Below are 21,174 nucleotides of genomic sequence, written 5' to 3'. Positions count from 1 at the left end.
GTCGAGAGCCCCCATTATGGGGGCTTTTTTTATTCCAGCGTTGCGGGTAGCCAGCAGCTGGCGATCAAACCACCTTCAGCGCCATTCTCAAGCGTCAACCTGCCGTGGTGGAGCTGCACGATGCGCTGCACGATACTCAGCCCAAGACCGCTGCCACCGTAGCGCTGGTCAAGACGGCGGAATGGCTCGGTAATTGACTGTCGGTGCGCGTCATCAATACCGGGCCCCTGATCGATCACGCCGATCTGCGTCCCCCCGTCGACCCCGGTTAATGTCACTGTAATCGTTGTCCCTGCCGGGCTGTAGCGTCCGGCATTCTCCAGCAGGTTGCGCAGCATCAGACGCAGGAGCACGGCGTCTCCCTGAACCGTGAGCGCGCTTTTAGCGGGCCAAATCACCGTATGCTCTTTGGCTTCATGGCCCAGGCCGAGAGGTTCAATGATATTTTCCGTCCAGCTCACGGTTTCGTAGTGTCCGCTGGCCATTGCCTGTCCGGCACGGGCCAGCATCAGCAGTTGCTCAACGGTATGCATGAGCTGATCGATACGGCTAATTAACGTCGCGGCCTGTGGTGCGCCTGACTGCGCCATGAGCTCCAGATGGAGCCGGATACCGGCAAGGGGCGTTCGAAGCTCGTGCGCGGCGTCAGCGGTGAAGAGACGCTCCTGCTGAATGGTATTGTCCAGCCGGGCGAGCAGCTGGTTCAGGGAGGTTGTCACCGCGCCGATTTCTTCCATGTCGGAATACATAGGAAGCGGAGTTAAGTTATCTGCCGAACGGTTAGCCAGGCTGTCACGCAGTTTATTCAGCGGTCGGGTTATCCAGGTGACTGCCCAGAAAGAGAAAAACAGCGTAAAGCCTACCATCACCAGAGAAGGGACGAGAAGGGAAGCAATCGCTTCGCGGATCTCTTTTTCGACATGGTTATTACGGGCTTTTGCCGACAGCGTTTCATTCACCAGAAAACCGATCTGCTCGCGGCTTTCATGCCACAGCCAGATGACGCTTATCAGCTGGAAAAATAAGAGAATGACCGCCAGCAGCACCATTAAACGCCGACGCATGCTGTTCATTTCTGGCTCTCAAGGCGATAGCCAACGCCACGGACGGTTTTGATTCTGTCCTTGCCGAGCTTGCGACGCAGGTTATGGATGTGAACTTCCAGGGTATTTGACCCCGGATCGTCCTGCCAGGAGTAGATATCCTGCTGGAGCGTCTCTCTGTGCACCGTTTGTCCGCTGCGCATGATCAGACGCGTAAGCAGGGCGAACTCTTTTGGCGTCACCTCTACCGCCTGGTCCCGGCGCAGTACCTGCTGGGTTTGCAGATTCAGCGTAATATCGCCGTCGGTGAGTAAGTTATCGCTATGGCCCTGATAGCGGCGAATCAACGCCCGCACTCGCGCCTGCAGCTCCGCAAGCGCAAAAGGCTTCACCAGGTAATCATCTGCGCCTGCGTCGAGGCCGGTGATGCGATCTTCAATGGCATCGCGTGCCGTCAGGATTAACACTGGGTTGGCGATACCGCGGCGTCGCCACTGGCTGAGCAGCGTGGCGCCGTCTTTATCAGGCAAGCCCAAATCGAGGATCACCAGACTGTATTCGCCGCTCTGGATCAGGGCGTCCGCCTCCGCTGCGGTGCCAGCACAGTCGAGGGCATACCCTTCATTAGCCAGCCCCAGCGCCAGCCCTTCCTGCAATAACAGATCGTCTTCAACTATGAGTAGTTTCATCGCTAGTTATTCTGGTAGATGTCCTTATAAAGCCTGCTTTCGAAGCGAACAAGCGGAATACGGCGATTGCGCTGGTCGGTCGGTTCGACGGCATAGCCGGAAAGATACTGCACGAATGCCATGCGTTGTCCGCTGGCGGTAGTGATGAAGCCTGCAAGGTTGTAAACCCCCTGCAGCGAGCCTGTCTTAGCGGATACTTTGCCATCCACGCCGGCAGCGTGAAGCCCGGCGCGATACTGCAGCGAACCGTCATGCCCGGCCAGCGGCAGCATTGAAATAAAGTTTAGCTCAGTGTCATGCTGTGCAATGTACTGAAGCACCTGCATCATCGTGGCCGGAGAGATCAAATTATGACGCGATAATCCTGAGCCATCGACGGCGATGGTATTACCCAGCTCGATCCCGGCCTGCTGGCGCAGGATCTGACGAACGGCGTCTGAACCCGCGCGCCAGGTGCCCGGCACGCCGAAACGCGCGTGGCCAATCATGCGGAACACGGTGTCGGCAATCATGTTGTCCGACTTTTTCAGCATGATTCGCAGTAAATCGTGCAGCGGCGGAGACTGTTTGCTGGCGATGACCGTGCCGGGCTGGTTGACCTGCGTCTGGCGAAGCAGAGTGCCGGTGTAGGTTATGCCCGCTTGTTTCAGTTCATCTTTCAGAATGGCACCCGCATAGCTTGCACCATCCTGTATCGCAAAGGCCAGCGGCAGCGGATCGGCGCGCTGCGTCAGGCAGCCGGTAAGCGTGAAGCGGTTAAGATCGCCCGGCACGACGTCCAGCTCACAATATTGCGCATCTGGGGAGCCTTTCGCCAGCGTGCGGACCTGGCTAAACATTGTGACCGGGTAGTAGGACGCTATGCGGATAAACGCTAAATCATCTGGCTTTGGCGCGCTGTAAAGCGAAACCGAGAAGCAGTTACGGTCAACAATCGCGGCGGCGGGGGGGGCGCTAAAACATTGGGTCATGTCGTTCCACGGCCAGCCTGGGGCTTTATCGTGGCTGGCAAAGATGGACGTGTCGATCAGCACATTGCCATCAATTTTCTGTACGCCAGATTTTTTCAGTACCGCAACCATATTGCGGATATCCTGGCGCTTAAAGGTCGGATCGCCGCCAAAACGGGCGATAAGATCGCCTTTCAGTTCGCCACCCTCGACGTTACCTTTGGTCTCGAGTGTGGTGGTAAAACGGAAGTCAGGACCGAGCTGGAGCAGGGCGGCGAGGGCAGTGATCACCTTTTGGGTACTGGCAGGCAGCGCCATCTGTTGACTGTGATAGTCAATCTCGGGAGCCTGTGCGCCAACCTTCTGCACCATCAGGGCAAGGTTCGCGCCTGCGGGGAGCTGATTAATATACTCATCAACATTCGCGGCCTGGGCGGTGAACGTTATACTGGTAGTCAATCCGATGATAAATCTGGAAAATCGCATAATCTCGCGCTAACAACCCGAAAACAAACCGTCATACTACGGTGCATGGCACTGCAAAGTAAACGATGACCCATAGTGAACTTCGCGGTAAAATGCATATCAAATTGAAAAATTGCTGCTGACCTGGGGCATTGCTCCCGGGTCGGTTTTCTTTTTGCTTCTTGCCCGCTTAGGGGGGCAGGAGCAGGGAACACTGCTCCCAACAGGAATGTTTAAGAGGTATAACAAATGCAAGCTATTCCGATGACCTTACGTGGTGCCGAAAAACTGCGCGAAGAGCTGGATTTCCTGAAATCCGTGCGTCGTCCTGAAATCATCGCCGCTATCGCGGATGCGCGCGAGCATGGCGACCTGAAAGAGAACGCTGAATACCACGCCGCGCGTGAGCAGCAGGGCTTCTGTGAAGGGCGTATTAAAGATATCGAAGCAAAACTGTCCAATGCACAGGTTATCGATATCACCAAAATGCCTAACAACGGGCGTGTGATCTTTGGTTCTACCGTGACCGTGCTGAACCTGGACAACGACGAAGAGCAGACCTATCGCATCGTGGGTGATGATGAAGCAGACTTCAAACAGAACCTGATTTCAGTGAACTCCCCGATTGCTCGCGGCCTGATTGGCAAAGAGCAGGACGATGTTGTCACCATTCGCACCCCTGGCGGTGAAGTGGAATACGAAATTATTAAGGTTGAATACCTGTAATTCGCTTCTCTACTAAGATGTTGATACATTGTAAAGAAAAGAAAAAGGCCGCATAGCGGCCTTTTATCAACTCAAGGAGCATGGCATTTTGCTCGCCTGCTGACAGAAATCCCTCGTTTCACACAGAAAATGTGTTTGATTCAGGATATCCTTAGCGTGGCAGCGAGATTTTACGCTCTTTAGATGGGCGGTAGAGCACCAGCGTTTTACCGATGACCTGTACATTACAGGCGCCGGTTTCGCGCACGATGGCTTCCACGATCAGGTTTTTAGTGTCTCTGTCTTCAGAGGCGATTTTCACCTTGATCAGCTCGTGGTGTTCCAGCGCTTGTTCAATCTCGGCAAGCACCCCTTCGGTCAAACCATTGTTGCCAAGCATCACTACAGGCTTGAGCGGATGTGCCAGACCTTTAAGGTGCTGTTTTTGTTTAGTACTCAGATTCATCGTATATTTTTGCTTACGTTGGGATTGAAAACGGTTCATTCTACCGCCATCTCCCTTATATCGCCAAATAGCTGCGTAGAAATTTACGTCACAGGCAGGTAACGATGAACCAGGACGGAAATGTTAAATGACAGGTAAAAAGCGTTCTGCCAGCTCCAGCCGCTGGCTTCAGGAACACTTTAGCGATAAATATGTTCAACAGGCACAGAAAAAGGGGTTACGTTCCCGTGCCTGGTTTAAACTTGATGAAATACAGCAAAGTGACAAACTTTTTAAGCCGGGGATGACGGTTGTTGACCTCGGTGCGGCACCTGGCGGATGGTCCCAGTATGCGGTAACGCAGATCGGCGGAACGGGCCGAATCATCGCGTGCGATCTTTTACCAATGGATCCCATCGTCGGTGTCGACTTCCTTCAGGGCGACTTTCGTGATGAATTAGTGCTGAAAGCGTTACTTGATCGTGTAGGTGATAGTAAGGTCCAGGTTGTCATGTCTGATATGGCACCAAATATGTGCGGAACACCGGCGGTGGATATCCCCCGCGCCATGTATCTGGTGGAGCTAGCGTTAGAAATGTGTCGTGATGTACTAGCGCCTGGTGGTAGTTTTGTTGTGAAGGTGTTTCAGGGCGAAGGTTTCGAGGAGTATCTTAAGGAAATTCGCTCCCTGTTTGCGAAGGTTAAAGTTCGTAAGCCGGACTCTTCCCGGGCCCGTTCCCGAGAAGTGTATATTGTAGCGACCGGGCGAAAATGATAACCGGTAGATTTCAGGCGAAAGTTTGAATGAAACTGGATATAGAGTATCCTGACGCTGTTTTTAACACAGTTGTAATATGAGGTTAATCCCTTGAGTGACATGGCGAAAAACCTAATACTCTGGCTGGTCATTGCCGTTGTGCTGATGTCAGTATTCCAGAGCTTTGGGCCCAGCGAGTCGAATGGCCGCAAGGTGGATTATTCTACCTTCCTGCAGGAGGTCAATCAGGACCAGGTTCGCGAAGCGCGTATCAACGGACGTGAGATCAACGTTACCAAGAAAGATAGTAACCGTTACACGACTTACATCCCGGTGAACGATCCTAAGCTGCTTGATAACCTTCTGACCAAAAACGTCAAGGTGGTAGGTGAGCCGCCAGAAGAACCAAGCCTGCTGGCTTCTATCTTCATTTCCTGGTTCCCGATGCTGCTTCTTATCGGCGTCTGGATCTTCTTTATGCGCCAGATGCAGGGCGGCGGTGGCAAAGGTGCCATGTCGTTCGGTAAGAGCAAGGCGCGTATGCTGACGGAAGACCAGATCAAGACCACCTTCGCTGACGTCGCCGGTTGTGACGAAGCGAAAGAAGAGGTGGGTGAACTGGTTGAATACCTGCGTGAACCGAGCCGTTTCCAGAAGCTGGGCGGTAAGATCCCGAAAGGCGTGCTGATGGTTGGCCCTCCGGGTACCGGTAAAACCCTGCTGGCGAAAGCCATCGCGGGCGAAGCGAAGGTGCCGTTCTTTACTATTTCAGGTTCTGACTTCGTCGAAATGTTCGTGGGTGTCGGCGCATCTCGTGTGCGTGACATGTTCGAGCAGGCCAAAAAGGCAGCACCGTGCATTATCTTCATCGATGAAATCGACGCCGTGGGCCGCCAGCGTGGCGCAGGTCTGGGCGGTGGTCACGATGAACGTGAACAGACGCTGAACCAGATGCTGGTTGAGATGGACGGCTTCGAAGGTAACGAAGGTATCATCGTTATCGCGGCGACTAACCGTCCGGACGTACTTGACCCCGCGCTGCTGCGTCCAGGCCGTTTCGACCGTCAGGTTGTTGTGGGTCTGCCGGACGTTCGCGGTCGTGAACAGATTCTGAAAGTTCACATGCGTCGCGTACCGCTGGCGCCAGATATCGACGCGGCAATCATTGCGCGCGGTACCCCGGGCTTCTCCGGTGCTGACCTGGCGAACCTGGTCAACGAAGCTGCTCTGTTTGCCGCTCGCGGTAACAAGCGCGTCGTATCGATGGTGGAGTTTGAGAAAGCGAAAGACAAAATCATGATGGGTGCGGAACGTCGCTCCATGGTGATGACGGAAGCGCAGAAAGAGTCCACGGCATACCACGAAGCGGGTCACGCGATTATCGGTCGCCTCGTGCCGGAACACGATCCGGTGCATAAAGTGACGATTATTCCGCGCGGTCGTGCGCTGGGTGTGACCTTCTTCCTGCCTGAAGGCGACGCGATCAGCGCCAGCCGTCAGAAGCTGGAAAGCCAGATTTCGACCCTGTACGGCGGTCGTCTGGCAGAAGAGATTATCTACGGTGTGGAACATGTTTCTACCGGTGCGTCCAACGACATTAAAGTTGCGACAAACCTGGCGCGTAACATGGTGACGCAGTGGGGCTTCTCCGACAAACTCGGTCCGCTGCTGTATGCAGAGGAAGAGGGTGAAGTATTCCTGGGCCGTTCTGTGGCTAAAGCGAAACATATGTCCGATGAGACGGCTCGTATCATCGACCAGGAAGTAAAATCTCTGGTAGAGCGTAACTACGCACGTGCACGCCAGATCCTGACCGACAATATGGACATCCTGCATTCGATGAAAGATGCGCTCATGAAATATGAGACCATCGATGCACCGCAGATTGACGACCTGATGGCGCGCCGTGAAGTGCGTCCGCCAGCGGGCTGGGAAGACCCAGGCGCTTCCAATAATTCTGACAACAATGGCACCCCGCGTGCGCCGCGTCCGGTTGATGAACCGCGTACGCCAAACCCGGGCAACACCATGTCAGAACAGTTGGGCGATAAGTAAGTCACTGCTGTTGAAACGTTTGTCTGTACCTCAAACCCTGGAGCTTGCTCCGGGGTTTTTCATTTCTGTTTAACGATATAGATACCAGGGATTTCGCCATGAAATTATTCGCTCAGGACTCGCATCTCGATCTTTCACATCCCCATGTGATGGGGATCCTGAATGTTACCCCTGACTCCTTCTCTGACGGCGGCACGCATAACACGCTTATCGAGGCGGTTAAACACGCGAATCTAATGATTAATGCGGGTGCCACCATTATTGACGTGGGCGGCGAATCGACGCGTCCTGGTGCGGCTGACGTGTCTGTGGAAGAAGAGCTGGCGCGCGTGGTGCCGGTGGTTGAAGCTATCGCGCAGCGGTTTGAAGTATGGATCTCCGTTGATACCTCTAAACCCGAAGTGATTCGTGAAGTGGCGAGAGTGGGCGCTCACATTATCAATGATATTCGTTCACTTACCGAGCCTGGCGCCCTTGAAGCCGCGGCAGAGACGGGGTTACCGGTATGCCTGATGCACATGCAGGGTCAACCAAAAACCATGCAGGAAGCACCGAAGTACGACGATGTCTTTGCCGACGTGAATCGCTTCTTTATTGAACATATTGCGCTCTGTGAACGTGCAGGTATCCCAAAAGAGAAATTGCTGCTCGACCCGGGGTTCGGTTTCGGTAAAAATCTCTCCCACAATTATGCGTTGCTTGCGCGCTTATCGGAATTCCATCACTTTGACCTGCCGCTGCTGGTGGGGATGTCGAGAAAGTCGATGATTGGGCAGTTGCTGAACGTGGGGCCGAGCGAACGCCTGAGCGGCAGCCTGGCCTGCGCGGTGATTGCGGCGATGCAGGGCGCGCACATTATTCGTGTCCATGACGTCAAAGAAACAGTAGAAGCCATGCGTGTGGTGGAAGCCACACTGGCAGCGAAGGAAAACAAACGCTATGAGTAATCGTAAGTATTTTGGTACCGATGGTATCCGTGGGCGTGTAGGCGATGCTCCCATTACCCCTGATTTTGTCCTGAAGCTCGGCTGGGCTGCTGGCAAAGTGCTGGCGCGTCATGGTTCCCGTAAGATCATTATCGGTAAAGACACCCGTATTTCCGGCTATATGCTGGAGTCCGCGCTGGAGGCGGGTCTGGCGGCGGCTGGACTGTCCGCTTCCTTTACGGGCCCAATGCCAACGCCTGCTGTCGCGTATCTGACGCGCACTTTCCGTGCGGAAGCGGGGATTGTCATCTCAGCTTCTCACAACCCGTTCTACGACAACGGCATTAAATTCTTCTCCATTGACGGCACCAAGCTCCCGGATGACGTGGAAGAAGCGATTGAAGCCGAAATGGAAAAAGAGATCACCTGTGTAGATTCCGCAGAGCTGGGTAAAGCGAACCGTATCGTTGATGCGGCGGGCCGTTATATCGAATTCTGTAAAGGTACCTTCCCGAATGAGCTGAGCCTGGCTCACCTCAAAATTGTGGTGGACTGTGCAAACGGCGCGACCTATCACATCGCTCCGAATGTTTTCCGCGAACTGGGTGCAAAAGTCATCACCATTGGCTGCGAGCCGGATGGTCTGAACATTAACGAGCAGGTGGGGGCAACTGATGTTCGTGCCTTGCAGGCGCGTGTTCTGGCAGAGAAAGCCGACCTGGGCATTGCGCTGGACGGCGACGGTGACCGCGTGATCATGGTCGACCACGAAGGTAACAAGGTAGACGGCGATCAGATCCTCTACATCATTGCCCGTGAGGGCCTGCGTCAGGGCCAGCTGCGCGGCGGTGCGGTGGGCACGCTGATGAGTAACATGGGCCTGGAACTGGCGCTGAAACAGCTCGGTATTCCGTTTGTCCGCGCGAAAGTGGGTGACCGCTATGTGCTGGAAAAACTGCAGGAGAAGGGCTGGCGCATCGGTGCAGAAAACTCGGGTCACGTGATCCTGCTCGACAAAACTACCACCGGGGACGGTATCGTGGCCGCGCTGCAGGTGGTTGCCGCGATGGCGCGCAACCATATGAGCCTGCACGATCTGTGCAGCGGGATGAAAATGTTCCCACAGATCCTGGTAAACGTACGCTTCACTGCCGGTAAAGGCGATCCGCTGGAAAACGAGAACGTCAAAGCGGTGATGGCTGACGTTGAAGCGGCCCTGGGCAATCGTGGACGCGTGCTGTTGCGTAAGTCCGGTACTGAACCGCTGATCCGCGTGATGGTGGAAGGTGAAGACGAAGCGCAGGTAACCGAATTTGCACACCGTATTGCGGACGCTGTGAAAGCTGCATAATCGTGCACGCTAAATGTATAAAAAGGCGGCTTTTGTCGCCTTTGTTTTAAGCAATTAATGGCTTTTTGCTGTTTTTTTCCGCAGTTGATACAATGCGTCAAAAATGCCCTTGCGAAGGTCATTCGCTTTGGTTAGTATTCACACCCGCTTCAGTGGGAAACAAAAATCCTGCTAATTGGTCGAAGCATTGGTATGCGGCAAATCCGCAAGGAACAGGTTGATTATGTACGAAGCTCTTTTAGTTATTTTCCTTATTGTAGCCATCGCTCTCGTAGCGCTGATCATGCTGCAGCAAGGTAAAGGCGCTGATATGGGAGCCTCCTTCGGAGCAGGCGCTTCCGGTACGCTGTTCGGTTCAAGTGGTTCTGCGAACTTCATGACCCGCACAACGGCGATTCTGGCTACGCTGTTCTTCATCATCAGCCTTGTGCTTGGCAATATCAACAGCAACAAGACCAGCAAAGGAAGCGAGTGGGAAAATCTGAGCGCGCCAGCGAAAACTGAGCAAACTCAGCCAGCTGCACCGGCTAAGCCAACCAGCGATATCCCGCACTAAGTATTCTGTACCGAGGTGGTGGAATTGGTAGACACGCTACCTTGAGGTGGTAGTGCCCTAACGGGCTTGTGGGTTCGAGTCCCATCCTCGGTACCAATATTCCAGAAGAAAGACGTCGAAAGACGTCTTTTTTTTCGTCTGTAGACTGCGAGATCTCCGATCTTTTGTAGGGCGGGTAAGCGCATGCGTCAACCGCCATGTTGCCCGGTGGCGCTGCGCTTACCGGGCCTGCGAAAATCAAAATAAAAAAGGCGCCCTGTGGGCGCCTTTTGCACGTTACATCAGCGATTACTTCTTATCGCTGTGCTCCAGGTTTTCAACCTGCGGCAGACCGTTACCTGAACTGGCGGAGAGCAGGCCATTCTCAACATAGTTGAACAGCTTCTCGCGGGTATCGGTGATGTCCAGGTTACGCATGGTCAGCTGACCAATACGATCGTCCGGTGAGAACACGGATTCACCTTTCTCCATGGTCAGACGCTCTGCTTTATAGGTCAGGTTGTCAGACACGGTGTTCAGGATGGAGTAGTCGTTGCCGCGACGCAGCTCCAGCGTCACTTCACCGGTGATCGCGCTTGCCACCCAACGCTGCAGCGCATCACGCAGCATCAGCGCCTGTGGATCGAACCAGCGGCCCTGATACAGCAGTTTACCCAGTTGACGGCCATGAGAGTGATACTGCTCGATGGTGTCTTCGTTGTGAATGCCGGTCAGCAGACGCTCGTAAGCGATGTGCAGCAGTGCCATTCCCGGGGCTTCATAGATGCCACGGCTTTTCGCTTCGATGATACGGTTTTCAATCTGATCGCTCATGCCCAGACCGTGACGACCGCCAATACGGTTAGCTTCCAGCATCAGCTCAACATCATCAGAGAAGGTTTTACCGTTCAGCGCAACCGGATGGCCGCGTTCGAAACGCACGGTCACTTCTTCAGCCTGGATTTTGACGTTCTCGTCCCAGAACTTCACGCCCATGATCGGGTTAACGATCTTCACGCTGGAGTTCAGGAATTCCAGGTCTTTCGCTTCGTGCGTCGCACCCAGCATGTTGGAGTCGGTGGAGTAGGCCTTCTCGACTGACATCTTATAGTCGAAGCCGCAGGCGATCATAAACTCGGACATTTCATGACGGCCACCCAGCTCGTCGATGAAGTCGGTATCCAGCCACGGCTTGTAGATCTGCAGTTCGGCGTTGGTCAGCAGGCCATAACGATAGAAACGTTCAATATCGTTACCTTTATAGGTGCTACCGTCACCCCAGATGTTCACGCCGTCTTCTTTCATCGCTGCAACCAGCATGGTGCCGGTGACCGCACGGCCCAGCGGGGTAGTGTTGAAATAGGTCAGGCCGCCGGTGGTGTTATGGAACGCACCGCACTGAATAGCCGCGATACCTTCAGCGACCAGTTGCTTACGGCAGTCAATCAGGCGCGCGTTCTCTGCACCATACTCTTTAGCGCGACGAGGAATGGCATCGTAGTCGTCCTCATCCGGCTGACCCAGGTTCGCAGTATAGGCGTACGGAACCGCTCCCTTCTGGCGCATCCACAGCAGTGCAGCGCTGGTATCCAGGCCGCCTGAGAAAGCGATGCCAATACGTTGTCCTACCGGAAGATGCTTGAGAATCGTCGTCATAGAATAAAACCCTGCTTGATTGACTGATTAGAGACCGCTTTCGCTCTCTTGTGCATTTTTATGCAAAATAAGTGAGTATTCATTTAATCATCTTTTGGCGAAGACCGGAAGAGAGTCGTGCGTTTTTTGTAAAAATTTTGGTCTAATTGATCTGGCGGAAGTTGGGTTGACAGGTGGGGTCATCTATCAATATACTAAACGCCGATTTTACGTCCCGTCTTCGGTACCAAATCCCAGCATTATTTGCAAATTCTGTCCAAAACGCGTAGAATTTGCCACGTTTCAGGCGCGGGGTGGAGCAGCCTGGTAGCTCGTCGGGCTCATAACCCGAAGGTCGTCGGTTCAAATCCGGCCCCCGCAACCACTTTCCCATAAAGTTCTTTTTCAAATATACTGTGAAGACTTAGAGCCTTCGTAGCTGGATTTGAAAAAATTCTTTCGGAAAGCGCTCCAGGCCACAGTTGTGGCTATAGGGTTCAGTTATCTAAAGCCCCGATTTATCGGGGTTTTTTGTTATCTGACTACAGAATAACTGGGCTTTACGCCCTTTTTTTATGTCTTGGGGGTGGGCTTGTCCACATTAGAGCAAAAATTAACAGAGATGATTACTGCACCGGTCGAAGCACTGGGCTACGAACTGGTCGGCATCGAATTCGTTCGCGGCCGTACATCGACGCTGCGCATCTATATTGATAGTGAAGATGGCATCAATGTTGATGATTGTGCTGATGTCAGCCACCAGGTGAGTGCGGTTCTTGATGTTGAAGACCCGATTACCGTTGCGTACAACCTGGAAGTTTCCTCACCTGGCCTCGATCGCCCGATGTTCACGGCCGAGCACTATGTGCGCTTTACCGGTGAAGAAGTGGCTCTCGTTCTGCGTATGGCCGTACAGAACCGCCGTAAATGGCAGGGAATTATCAAAGCCGTTGATGGTGAAATGATCACGGTGACAGTCGAAGGCAAAGATGAAGTGTTCGCGCTGAGTAATATCCAGAAGGCGAACCTGGTTCCCCACTTTTAACAGTCTGGATTGAGGTGAAAAGCCCGCGATGAACAAAGAAATTTTGGCTGTTGTTGAAGCCGTCTCCAACGAGAAATCACTGCCGCGTGAGAAGATTTTCGAAGCGCTGGAAAGTGCACTGGCTACAGCAACCAAGAAAAAATACGAACAAGAGATCGATGTTCGCGTAGAAATCGATCGTAAAAGCGGTGACTTCGATACATTCCGTCGTTGGGTAATCGTTGAAGAAGTGACCCAGCCGACCAAAGAGATCACGCTGGAAGCTGCCCGTTTTGAAGACGAAAGTCTGAACGTGGGCGAGTACGTTGAAGATCAGATTGAATCTGTCACCTTTGACCGTATCACGACCCAGACCGCTAAACAGGTTATCGTGCAGAAAGTGCGCGAAGCCGAGCGCGCGCTGGTTGTCGATCAGTTCCGCGATCAGGAAGGCGAAATCATCACCGGCGTGGTGAAGAAAGTGAACCGCGACAACATCTCCCTGGAGATCAAATCCGAAGGGTTGCCGGGTAACGCTGAAGCCGTGATCCTGCGTGAAGATATGCTGCCGCGTGAAAACTTCCGCCCAGGTGACCGTATTCGCGGTGTTCTGTACGCCGTTCGCCCTGAAGCGCGTGGTGCACAGCTGTTCGTGACCCGTTCTAAACCAGAAATGCTGGTAGAACTGTTCCGTATCGAAGTGCCGGAAATCGGTGAAGAAGTTATCGAGATTAAAGCGGCGGCTCGCGATCCGGGCTCCCGTGCGAAAATTGCGGTGAAAACCAACGACAAGCGTATCGACCCGGTCGGTGCTTGCGTCGGTATGCGCGGTGCGCGCGTTCAGGCAGTTTCGACTGAGCTGGGCGGCGAACGTATTGATATCGTTCTGTGGGATGACAACCCGGCGCAGTTCGTGATCAACGCAATGGCTCCAGCTGATGTGGCGTCTATCGTTGTTGACGAAGACAAACACACCATGGATATCGCTGTTGAAGCGGGCAACCTGGCGCAGGCAATCGGCCGTAACGGCCAGAACGTACGCCTGGCGTCACAGCTGAGCGGCTGGGAACTCAACGTAATGACCGTTGATGACCTGCAGGCTAAGCATCAGGCTGAAGCCCATGCGGCGATCGATACCTTCACTAAATACCTGGATATTGACGAAGACTTCGCCACTGTTCTGGTTGAAGAAGGTTTCTCTACGCTGGAAGAACTGGCCTATGTGCCAATGAAAGAGCTGCTGGAAATTGACGGTCTGGATGAACCAACCGTTGAAGCCCTGCGTGAACGCGCTAAAAACGCACTGACCACCCTGGCACTGGCTCAGGAAGAAAGCCTTGGCGATAAGAAGCCGGCTGATGACCTGCTGAATCTGGAAGGTCTTGATCGTGCGATTGCGTTCAAGCTGGCTGCCCGTGGTGTTTGTACGCTGGAAGATCTCGCTGAGCAAGGCGTTGATGACCTGGCTGATATCGAAGGTTTAACCGACGAGAAAGCCGGCGAGCTCATCATGGCCGCACGTAATATTTGCTGGTTCGGCGACGAAGCGTAATAAACTGTAGCAGGAAGGAACAGCATGACTGATGTAACTGTAAAATCGCTGGCTGCTGAGATTCAGACCTCCGTGGACCGCCTGGTACAGCAATTTGCTGATGCAGGGATCCCGAAGTCCGCTGATGACTCGGTGACCGCGCAAGAAAAACAAACCTTGTTAACGCACCTGAACCGTGAACACGGTTCTACTCCTGACAAGTTAACGCTGCAGCGCAAAACGCGTAGCACGTTAAATATCCCTGGTACCGGTGGCAAAAGCAAATCGGTACAAATTGAAGTCCGCAAGACGCGCACCTTTGTAAAACGTGATCCGCAAGAGGCAGAACGCCTTGCCGCGGAAGAGCAGGCACAGCGTGAAGCGGAAGAACAAGCTCAGCGTGAGGCGGAAGCAACCGCCAAACGTGAAGCAGAATTAAAAGCTGAACGTGAGGCCGCAGAAAAAGCGAAACGCGACGCAAGTGATAAAGTGAAGCGTGACGCTGCGGAAAAAGACAAAGTGAGCAATCAACAGACAGACGAAATGACCAAAACCGCCCAGGCTGAAAAAGCCCGCCGTGAAAATGAAGCTGCCGAGCTGAAGCGTAAAGCGGAAGAAGAAGCCCGCCGTAAGCTGGAAGAAGAAGCTCGCCGCGTCGCCGAAGAAGCGCGCCGTATGGCAGAAGAAAACGAGAAGAATGGTGTGAATACCGTTGAGCCGACTGAAGACACCAGCGACTATCACGTGACCACTTCTCAGCATGCGCGTCAGGCTGAAGATGATAACGACCGTGAAGTTGAAGGCGGTCGTGGCCGTGGCCGTAATGCAAAAGCAGCGCGTCCGGCGAAAAAAGGCAACAAACACGCTGAATCCAAAGCTGACCGTGAAGAAGCACGCGCTGCTGTTCGCGGCGGTAAAGGCGGTAAGCGTAAAGGTTCCGCTCTGCAGCAGAGCTTCCAGAAGCCTGCTCAGGCCGTTAACCGTGACGTCGTGATTGGCGAAACCATCACCGTTGGCGATCTGGCGAACAAGATGGCGGTTAAAGGCTCTCAGGTCATCAAAGCGATGATGAAACTGGGCGCCATGGCGACCATCAACCAGGTCATCGACCAGGAAACCGCACAGCTGGTTGCTGAAGAGATGGGCCACAAAGTTATCCTGCGTCGTGAAAACGAGCTGGAAGAAGCAGTAATGAGCGACCGTGATACTGGCGCTGCGGCTGAACCGCGTGCACCGGTTGTGACCATCATGGGTCACGTTGACCACGGTAAAACCTCTCTGCTTGACTACATTCGTTCTACTAAGGTTGCCTCTGGTGAAGCGGGTGGTATTACCCAGCACATCGGTGCTTACCACGTAGAAACCGAAAACGGCATGATCACCTTCCTGGATACTCCAGGCCACGCAGCGTTTACCTCAATGCGTGCTCGTGGTGCTCAGGCAACGGATATCGTTGTACTGGTTGTTGCCGCAGACGACGGCGTGATGCCACAGACCATCGAAGCTATCCAGCACGCGAAAGCGGCGCAGGTGCCTCTGGTTGTTGCAGTCAACAAAATCGATAAGCCAGAAGCCGATCTGGACCGCGTGAAGAACGAACTGTCTCAGTACGGCGTTATGCCGGAAGAGTGGGGCGGTGAAGCGCAGTTCATCCCAGTATCTGCGAAAGCGGGTACCGGTATCGATGACCTGCTGAACGCGATCCTGCTGCAGGCTGAAGTACTGGAGCTGAAAGCGATCCGTAATGGTATGGCGAGCGGCGCGGTAATCGAATCCTTCCTGGATAAAGGTCGTGGTCCGGTTGCAACCGTTCTGGTACGCGAAGGTACCCTGAACAAGGGCGACATCGTTCTGTGTGGCTTCGAATACGGCCGCGTTCGTGCGATGCGTAACGAACTGGGTCAGGAAGTTCTGGAAGCGGGTCCGTCCATTCCAGTGGAAATCCTGGGTCTGTCCGGTGTTCCGGCTGCCGGTGACGAAGTGACGGTTGTGCGTGACGAGAAGAAAGCGCGTGAAGTTGCGCTGTATCGTCAGGGCAAATTCCGTGAAGTTAAACTGGCTCGTCAGCAGAAATCTAAACTCGAGAACATGTTTGCCAACATGACCGAGGGCGAAGTTCACGAAGTGAACATCGTTCTGAAAGCTGACGTTCAGGGTTCTGTGGAAGCGATCTCCGACTCCTTGCTGAAACTGTCTACCGACGAAGTGAAAGTGAAGATCATCGGTTCTGGCGTAGGTGGTATCACCGAAACCGACGCGACCCTGGCTGCTGCCTCCAACGCTATCCTGGTTGGCTTCAACGTTCGTGCGGATGCATCTGCGCGTAAAGTAATTGAAGCCGAAAGCCTGGATCTGCGTTACTACTCCGTCATCTATAACCTGATCGACGAAGTGAAAGCAGCGATGAGCGGCATGCTGTCTCCTGAGCTCAAACAGCAGATCATCGGTCTGGCTGAAGTACGTGACGTGTTCAAATCACCGAAATTCGGTGCGATCGCGGGCTGTATGGTTACCGAAGGTAACATCAAGCGTCACAACCCAATCCGCGTACTGCGTGACAACGTGGTTATCTACGAAGGCGAGCTGGAATCCCTGCGCCGCTTCAAAGATGACGTTAACGAAGTCCGTAACGGCATGGAATGTGGTATCGGCGTGAAGAACTACAACGACGTTCGCGTTGGCGATATGATCGAAGTGTTCGAGATCATCGAAATTCAGCGTACCATCGCTTAATTACCGATTGTAAGCCGGGATCGCCTCGCGCCACCCGGCAATAATTTTAAAAGGGGCTTTTAGCCCCTTTTTTGTCTGGAGAATTTATTATGGCGAAAGAATTTGGTCGCCCTCAGCGCGTAGCGCAGGAAATGCAGAAAGAGATCGCACTCATTCTGCAACGTGAAATTAAAGACCCGCGCGTCGGCATGATGACCACCGTTTCCGGTGTCGAAATGTCCCGCGATTTGGCCTATGCAAAAGTGTTCGTCACCTTCCTGAACGATCAGGACGAAGCGGCAGTGAAAAACGGCATTAAAGCGCTGCAGGAAGCCTCTGGTTTCATCCGCTCCCTGCTCGGCAAAGCGATGCGCTTGCGCATCGTGCCTGAGCTGACCTTCTTCTACGACAACTCGCTGGTTGAAGGTATGCGTATGTCCAACCTGGTGACCAGCGTGGTTAAACATGACGACGAGCGTCGTGTTAACCCGGCGGACGACAGCAAGGAGGACTAATGAGTCGTCCTCGTCGTCGCGGTCGCGACGTGCATGGTGTGCTGCTGCTGGATAAACCCCAGGGCGCTTCCAGCAACGACGTGCTGCAGAAAGTTAAGCGTATTTATAACGCCAACCGTGCGGGCCACACCGGCGCGCTCGATCCGCTGGCAACCGGCATGCTGCCGGTCTGCCTGGGAGAGGCGACAAAGTTTTCCCAGTACCTGCTCGACTCCGATAAGCGCTACCGCGTTATCGCTAAACTGGGCCAGCGCACGGATACCTCCGACGCGGATGGCCAGGTGGTGGAAGAGCGTCCGGTGACGTTCAGCGCGGAACAGCTTGATGCTGCGCTGGAGAGCTTCCGTGGAGACACGATGCAGGTGCCGTCGATGTATTCGGCGCTGAAATATCAGGGCAAGAAGCTCTACGAATATGCGCGCCAGGGCATTGACGTTCCGCGTGAAGCCCGTCCGATAACCGTGTATGAGCTGCTGTTTATTCGCCACGAAGGTGATGAACTGGAGCTGGAAGTACACTGTTCGAAAGGGACCTATATTCGCACTATCATCGACGACCTCGGTGAAAAGCTGGGCTGCGGCGCGCATGTGATTTACCTGCGCCGCCTGGCGGTGAGCAAGTACCCGGTGGAGCGGATGGTGACCCTGGAATATCTGCGCGAGCTGGTAGAACAGGCGGAAGCGCAGGGGATTGCGCCGGCAGATTTGCTGGATCCTTTGCTGATGCCGATGGACAGTCCGGCAGCGGACTTCCCGGTTGTTAATCTTCCTTTAACATCGTCCGTTTACTTTAAGAACGGCAACCCGGTTCGTACGGCACAAGCGCCGCTGGAAGGACTGGTACGCGTGACCGAAGGTGACGAAGGGAAATTCATCGGTATGGGCGAAATGGATGGCGAAGGGCGCGTTGCGCCGCGTCGTCTGGTTGTCGAATATCCGGTCGACGCGTGACGGTGATAACGGCTCACCTTGCGATAAGCAGGGGAGACGAGTAGAATATCGCCGCTTAACGCCTGGTAAATTGTTTAACAATCTGCGGGGCGTACATGGGATTGCTGAATTAGAGATCGGCATCCTTACATTCTTTATACTTTGGAGTTTGAAAATGTCTCTAAGCGTTGAAGCTAAAGCTAAAATCGTTTCTGAGTTTGGTCGTGGTACTAACGACAGCGGTTCTACCGAAGTTCAGGTTGCACTGCTGACTGCACAGATTAACCACCTGCAGGGTCACTTTGCAGAGCACAAAAAAGATCACCACAGCCGTCGTGGTCTGCTGCGTATGGTTTCTCAGCGTCGTAAACTGCTCGACTACCTGAAACGTAAAGATGTTGCACGCTACACCGCGCTGATCGAGCGTCTGGGTCTGCGTCGCTAATTCTTGCGAGTTTCAGAAAAGGGGGCCTGATGGCCCCTTTTTTCAACCAGACGGCAGCAATTCACTGGAAACTATTGTATTGTTGCTATAAATGATCTTCATTGCAGAGGTTCGCGCGGCTAATGAGAGGCTTCACCCATGGGGGTGTTGGTTGTCATTAGTCGCGAGGATGCGAAGAAGGTCGGGTTAAATCGACAGCACACCGGTGGTGTGCTGTCAAACATTTAAGAAAGGACAGAACTTTGCTGAATCCGATCGTTCGTAAATTCCAGTATGGTCAACATACCGTCACGCTGGAAACCGGCATGATGGCACGTCAGGCTACTGCTGCCGTTATGGTAAGCATGGATGACACTGCGGTATTCGTTACCGTTGTTGGCCAGAAAAAAGCTAAACCAGGTCAGGACTTCTTCCCGCTGACCGTTAACTACCAGGAGCGTACCTACGCTGCCGGTAAAATCCCGGGTGGTTTCTTCCGTCGTGAAGGCCGTCCAAGCGAAGGCGAAACCCTGATTGCGCGTCTGATTGACCGCCCGGTTCGTCCGCTGTTCCCGGAAGGCTTCGTTAACGAAGTACAGGTTATCGCGACCGTTGTTTCCGTTAACCCACAGGTTAACCCGGACATCGTTGCCATGATCGGCGCATCCGCTGCCCTGTCACTGTCTGGTATTCCATTCAATGGCCCAATCGGTGCCGCGCGCGTTGGCTACATCAACGACCAGTACGTGCTGAACCCAACCCAGGAAGAGCTGAAAGAAAGTAAGCTGGACCTGGTTGTTGCAGGTACTGAAGCGGCTGTGCTGATGGTTGAATCCGAAGCTGAACTGCTGAGCGAAGACCAGATGCTGGGCGCTGTGGTATTTGGCCACGACCAGCAGCAGATCGTTATCCAGAACATCAACGACCTGGTGAAAGAAGCCGGTAAACCACGTTGGGACTGGCAGCCAGAAGCAGCAAACGACGCGCTGAACGCACGCGTTGCAGCTCTGGCAGAATCTCGTCTGAGCGATGCATACCGCATCACTGACAAACAGGAGCGTTACGCTCAGGTTGACGTGATCAAATCTGAAACTATCGCGACGCTGGTTGCTGAAGACGAAACGCTGGACGCTAACGAACTGAGCGACATCCTGCACGCAATCGAGAAAAACGTTGTTCGTAGCCGCGTACTGGCAGGCGAGCCGCGTATCGATGGCCGCGAAAAAGACATGATCCGTGGTCTGGATGTGCGTACTGGCGTTCTGCCACGTACTCACGGTTCCGCGCTGTTCACCCGTGGCGAAACGCAGGCGCTGGTAACCGCGACCCTGGGTACTGCACGTGACGCACAGATCATCGACGAACTGATGGGCGAGCGCACTGACAGCTTCCTGTTCCACTACAACTTCCCTCCGTACTCCGTAGGTGAGACCGGTATGGTTGGCTCGCCGAAGCGTCGTGAAATTGGTCACGGTCGTCTGGCGAAGCGCGGCGTGTTGGCAGTAATGCCAGAAGCTGACAAGTTCCCGTACACCGTTCGTGTGGTTTCTGAAATCACCGAATCCAACGGTTCTTCTTCCATGGCTTCCGTGTGTGGTGCTTCTCTGGCGCTGATGGATGCAGGCGTGCCAATCAAAGCCGCCGTTGCGGGTATCGCAATGGGCCTGGTGAAAGAAGGCGACAACTTCGTTGTTCTGTCTGACATTCTGGGTGACGAAGACCACCTGGGCGATATGGACTTCAAAGTAGCGGGTTCCCGCGAAGGTATCTCTGCGCTGCAGATGGATATCAAAATTGAAGGTATCACCAAAGAGATCATGCAGGTTGCTCTGAACCAGGCTAAAGGTGCGCGTCTGCACATCCTGGGCGTGATGGAACAGGCGATTAACGCGCCGCGTGGCGACATTTCTCAGTTCGCTCCACGTATCCACACCATCAAGATCAATCCAGACAAGATCAAAGATGTTATCGGTAAGGGCGGTTCCGTAATCCGTGCGCTGACCGAAGAGACTGGCACCACGATCGAAATCGAAGATGACGGTACTGTGAAGATCGCAGCAACCGACGGCGAGAAAGCGAAATTCGCGATCCGTCGCATCGAAGAAATCACGGCAGAGATCGAAGTGGGCCGCGTCTACGCAGGTAAAGTGACCCGTATCGTTGACTTTGGCGCGTTCGTTGCCATCGGTGGCGGTAAAGAAGGTCTGGTTCACATCTCTCAGATCGCTGACAAGCGCGTTGAGAAAGTGACCGATTACCTGCAGATGGGTCAGGAAGTACCGGTGAAAGTTCTGGAAGTTGATCGCCAGGGCCGTATCCGTCTGAGCATTAAAGAAGCAACCGAGCAGTCTCAGCCAGCTGCTGCGCCAGAAGCACAGGCAGCAGAACAGCAAGGCGAATAAGTTGCCATTTGCCCTCCGCTTTGCGGAGGGCCTATTATCAGGCAGGACGCCTTGTTAAGCCGCCGGGGGACAGGACGTTCA

The 21,174-nt window shown here is 53.9% G+C and carries 18 protein-coding genes and 2 tRNA genes; 15 read left to right on the top strand and 5 right to left on the bottom strand.

Going from position 1 to position 21,174, the window contains the following annotated elements; translation table 11 throughout:
* Positions 1-29: 29 nt before the first annotated feature.
* Genes pmrB through dacB form a run of 3 tightly spaced genes read right to left on the bottom strand, consistent with a single transcriptional unit; the run spans position 30 to position 3,168 of the window.
* Entirely contained in the window at positions 30-1,073 is a 1,044-nt protein-coding gene (gene pmrB, locus AC27FC_RS15385; protein WP_048981187.1) for a two-component system sensor histidine kinase PmrB, read from the bottom strand.
* Positions 1,070-1,732 carry a two-component system response regulator PmrA gene (gene pmrA / locus AC27FC_RS15380; protein WP_033146744.1) on the bottom strand — a complete coding sequence of 221 codons (663 nt, stop codon included), beginning with the start codon at positions 1,730-1,732 and terminating at the stop codon, positions 1,070-1,072. Before pmrA ends, pmrB begins: the two co-directional genes overlap by 4 nt.
* Before the next feature lie 2 nt (positions 1,733-1,734).
* Positions 1,735-3,168: a serine-type D-Ala-D-Ala carboxypeptidase gene (dacB, locus tag AC27FC_RS15375; protein WP_032659718.1), complete on the bottom strand. Its 1,434-nt coding sequence runs from the start codon at positions 3,166-3,168 to the stop codon at positions 1,735-1,737.
* A 228-nt stretch (positions 3,169-3,396) separates the two neighbouring features.
* Between dacB and greA the strand changes: the two genes are divergently transcribed.
* Positions 3,397-3,873: a transcription elongation factor GreA gene (gene greA, locus AC27FC_RS15370; RefSeq protein ID WP_014171793.1), complete on the top strand. Its 477-nt coding sequence runs from the start codon at positions 3,397-3,399 to the stop codon at positions 3,871-3,873.
* Between the two features lie 151 nt (positions 3,874-4,024).
* Here the strand turns inward: greA and yhbY are convergent, their stop codons facing one another.
* Positions 4,025-4,318, bottom strand: coding sequence for a ribosome assembly RNA-binding protein YhbY (gene yhbY / locus AC27FC_RS15365; RefSeq protein WP_003861814.1), 294 nt, complete (start codon positions 4,316-4,318; stop codon positions 4,025-4,027).
* A gap of 127 nt (positions 4,319-4,445) precedes the next feature.
* On the opposite strand from yhbY, the gene rlmE reads away from it, so the two are divergent.
* The 6 genes from rlmE (at position 4,446) to AC27FC_RS15335 (ending at position 10,038) form a co-directional block, all read left to right on the top strand.
* The gene (gene rlmE / locus AC27FC_RS15360) at positions 4,446-5,072 is read left to right on the top strand and encodes a 23S rRNA (uridine(2552)-2'-O)-methyltransferase RlmE (RefSeq protein WP_003861812.1); all 627 of its coding nucleotides are present in this window, start codon (positions 4,446-4,448) and stop codon (positions 5,070-5,072) included.
* Between the two features lie 102 nt (positions 5,073-5,174).
* Positions 5,175-7,109 carry an ATP-dependent zinc metalloprotease FtsH gene (ftsH, locus tag AC27FC_RS15355; RefSeq protein WP_029739626.1) on the top strand — a complete coding sequence of 645 codons (1,935 nt, stop codon included), beginning with the start codon at positions 5,175-5,177 and terminating at the stop codon, positions 7,107-7,109.
* 98 nt (positions 7,110-7,207) lie between these two features.
* Positions 7,208-8,056, top strand: coding sequence for a dihydropteroate synthase (gene folP, locus AC27FC_RS15350; RefSeq protein ID WP_094934464.1), 849 nt, complete (start codon positions 7,208-7,210; stop codon positions 8,054-8,056).
* Entirely contained in the window at positions 8,049-9,386 is a 1,338-nt protein-coding gene (glmM, locus tag AC27FC_RS15345; protein WP_023309339.1) for a phosphoglucosamine mutase, read from the top strand. Before folP ends, glmM begins: the two co-directional genes overlap by 8 nt.
* Before the next feature lie 223 nt (positions 9,387-9,609).
* Entirely contained in the window at positions 9,610-9,942 is a 333-nt protein-coding gene (secG, locus tag AC27FC_RS15340; protein ID WP_023333590.1) for a preprotein translocase subunit SecG, read from the top strand.
* A 9-nt stretch (positions 9,943-9,951) separates the two neighbouring features.
* Positions 9,952-10,038, top strand: a tRNA-Leu gene (locus tag AC27FC_RS15335).
* Positions 10,039-10,230: 192 nt separating this feature from the next.
* Here AC27FC_RS15335 and argG read toward each other — a convergent pair.
* Positions 10,231-11,577, bottom strand: coding sequence for an argininosuccinate synthase (argG, locus tag AC27FC_RS15330; RefSeq protein ID WP_024906366.1), 1,347 nt, complete (start codon positions 11,575-11,577; stop codon positions 10,231-10,233).
* A 287-nt stretch (positions 11,578-11,864) separates the two neighbouring features.
* Between argG and AC27FC_RS15325 the strand changes: the two genes are divergently transcribed.
* The 8 genes from AC27FC_RS15325 to pnp all read left to right on the top strand — a co-directional run bounded on the left by AC27FC_RS15325 (position 11,865) and on the right by pnp (position 21,093).
* Positions 11,865-11,941: transfer RNA gene (locus tag AC27FC_RS15325), tRNA-Met, on the top strand.
* Between the two features lie 207 nt (positions 11,942-12,148).
* Positions 12,149-12,601, top strand: coding sequence for a ribosome maturation factor RimP (gene rimP / locus AC27FC_RS15320; RefSeq protein WP_014833432.1), 453 nt, complete (start codon positions 12,149-12,151; stop codon positions 12,599-12,601).
* A gap of 28 nt (positions 12,602-12,629) precedes the next feature.
* On the top strand, positions 12,630-14,132 hold the full coding sequence (gene nusA, locus AC27FC_RS15315) for a transcription termination factor NusA (RefSeq protein WP_029739628.1): 1,503 nt from the start codon (positions 12,630-12,632) through the stop codon (positions 14,130-14,132).
* A gap of 24 nt (positions 14,133-14,156) precedes the next feature.
* Entirely contained in the window at positions 14,157-16,844 is a 2,688-nt protein-coding gene (gene infB / locus AC27FC_RS15310; protein ID WP_029739629.1) for a translation initiation factor IF-2, read from the top strand.
* Between the two features lie 89 nt (positions 16,845-16,933).
* Positions 16,934-17,338 carry a 30S ribosome-binding factor RbfA gene (gene rbfA, locus AC27FC_RS15305; RefSeq protein WP_003024988.1) on the top strand — a complete coding sequence of 135 codons (405 nt, stop codon included), beginning with the start codon at positions 16,934-16,936 and terminating at the stop codon, positions 17,336-17,338.
* Positions 17,338-18,288: a tRNA pseudouridine(55) synthase TruB gene (gene truB, locus AC27FC_RS15300; RefSeq protein ID WP_094934463.1), complete on the top strand. Its 951-nt coding sequence runs from the start codon at positions 17,338-17,340 to the stop codon at positions 18,286-18,288. The genes rbfA and truB overlap by 1 nt, the downstream gene beginning before the upstream one ends.
* Positions 18,289-18,442: 154 nt before the next feature.
* Positions 18,443-18,712 (top strand): 30S ribosomal protein S15, encoded by a 270-nt coding sequence (gene rpsO, locus AC27FC_RS15295; protein ID WP_003861789.1) that lies wholly within the window; start codon positions 18,443-18,445, stop codon positions 18,710-18,712.
* 242 nt (positions 18,713-18,954) lie between these two features.
* Entirely contained in the window at positions 18,955-21,093 is a 2,139-nt protein-coding gene (gene pnp, locus AC27FC_RS15290; protein ID WP_024906369.1) for a polyribonucleotide nucleotidyltransferase, read from the top strand.
* Positions 21,094-21,174: the final 81 nt, after the last annotated feature.

Source organism: Enterobacter sp. C3_dUdeg, from assembly GCF_057536195.1.
The sequence above is the reverse complement of the archived record's forward strand: the minus strand, read 5'-3'. Positions and strand labels throughout refer to the sequence as shown.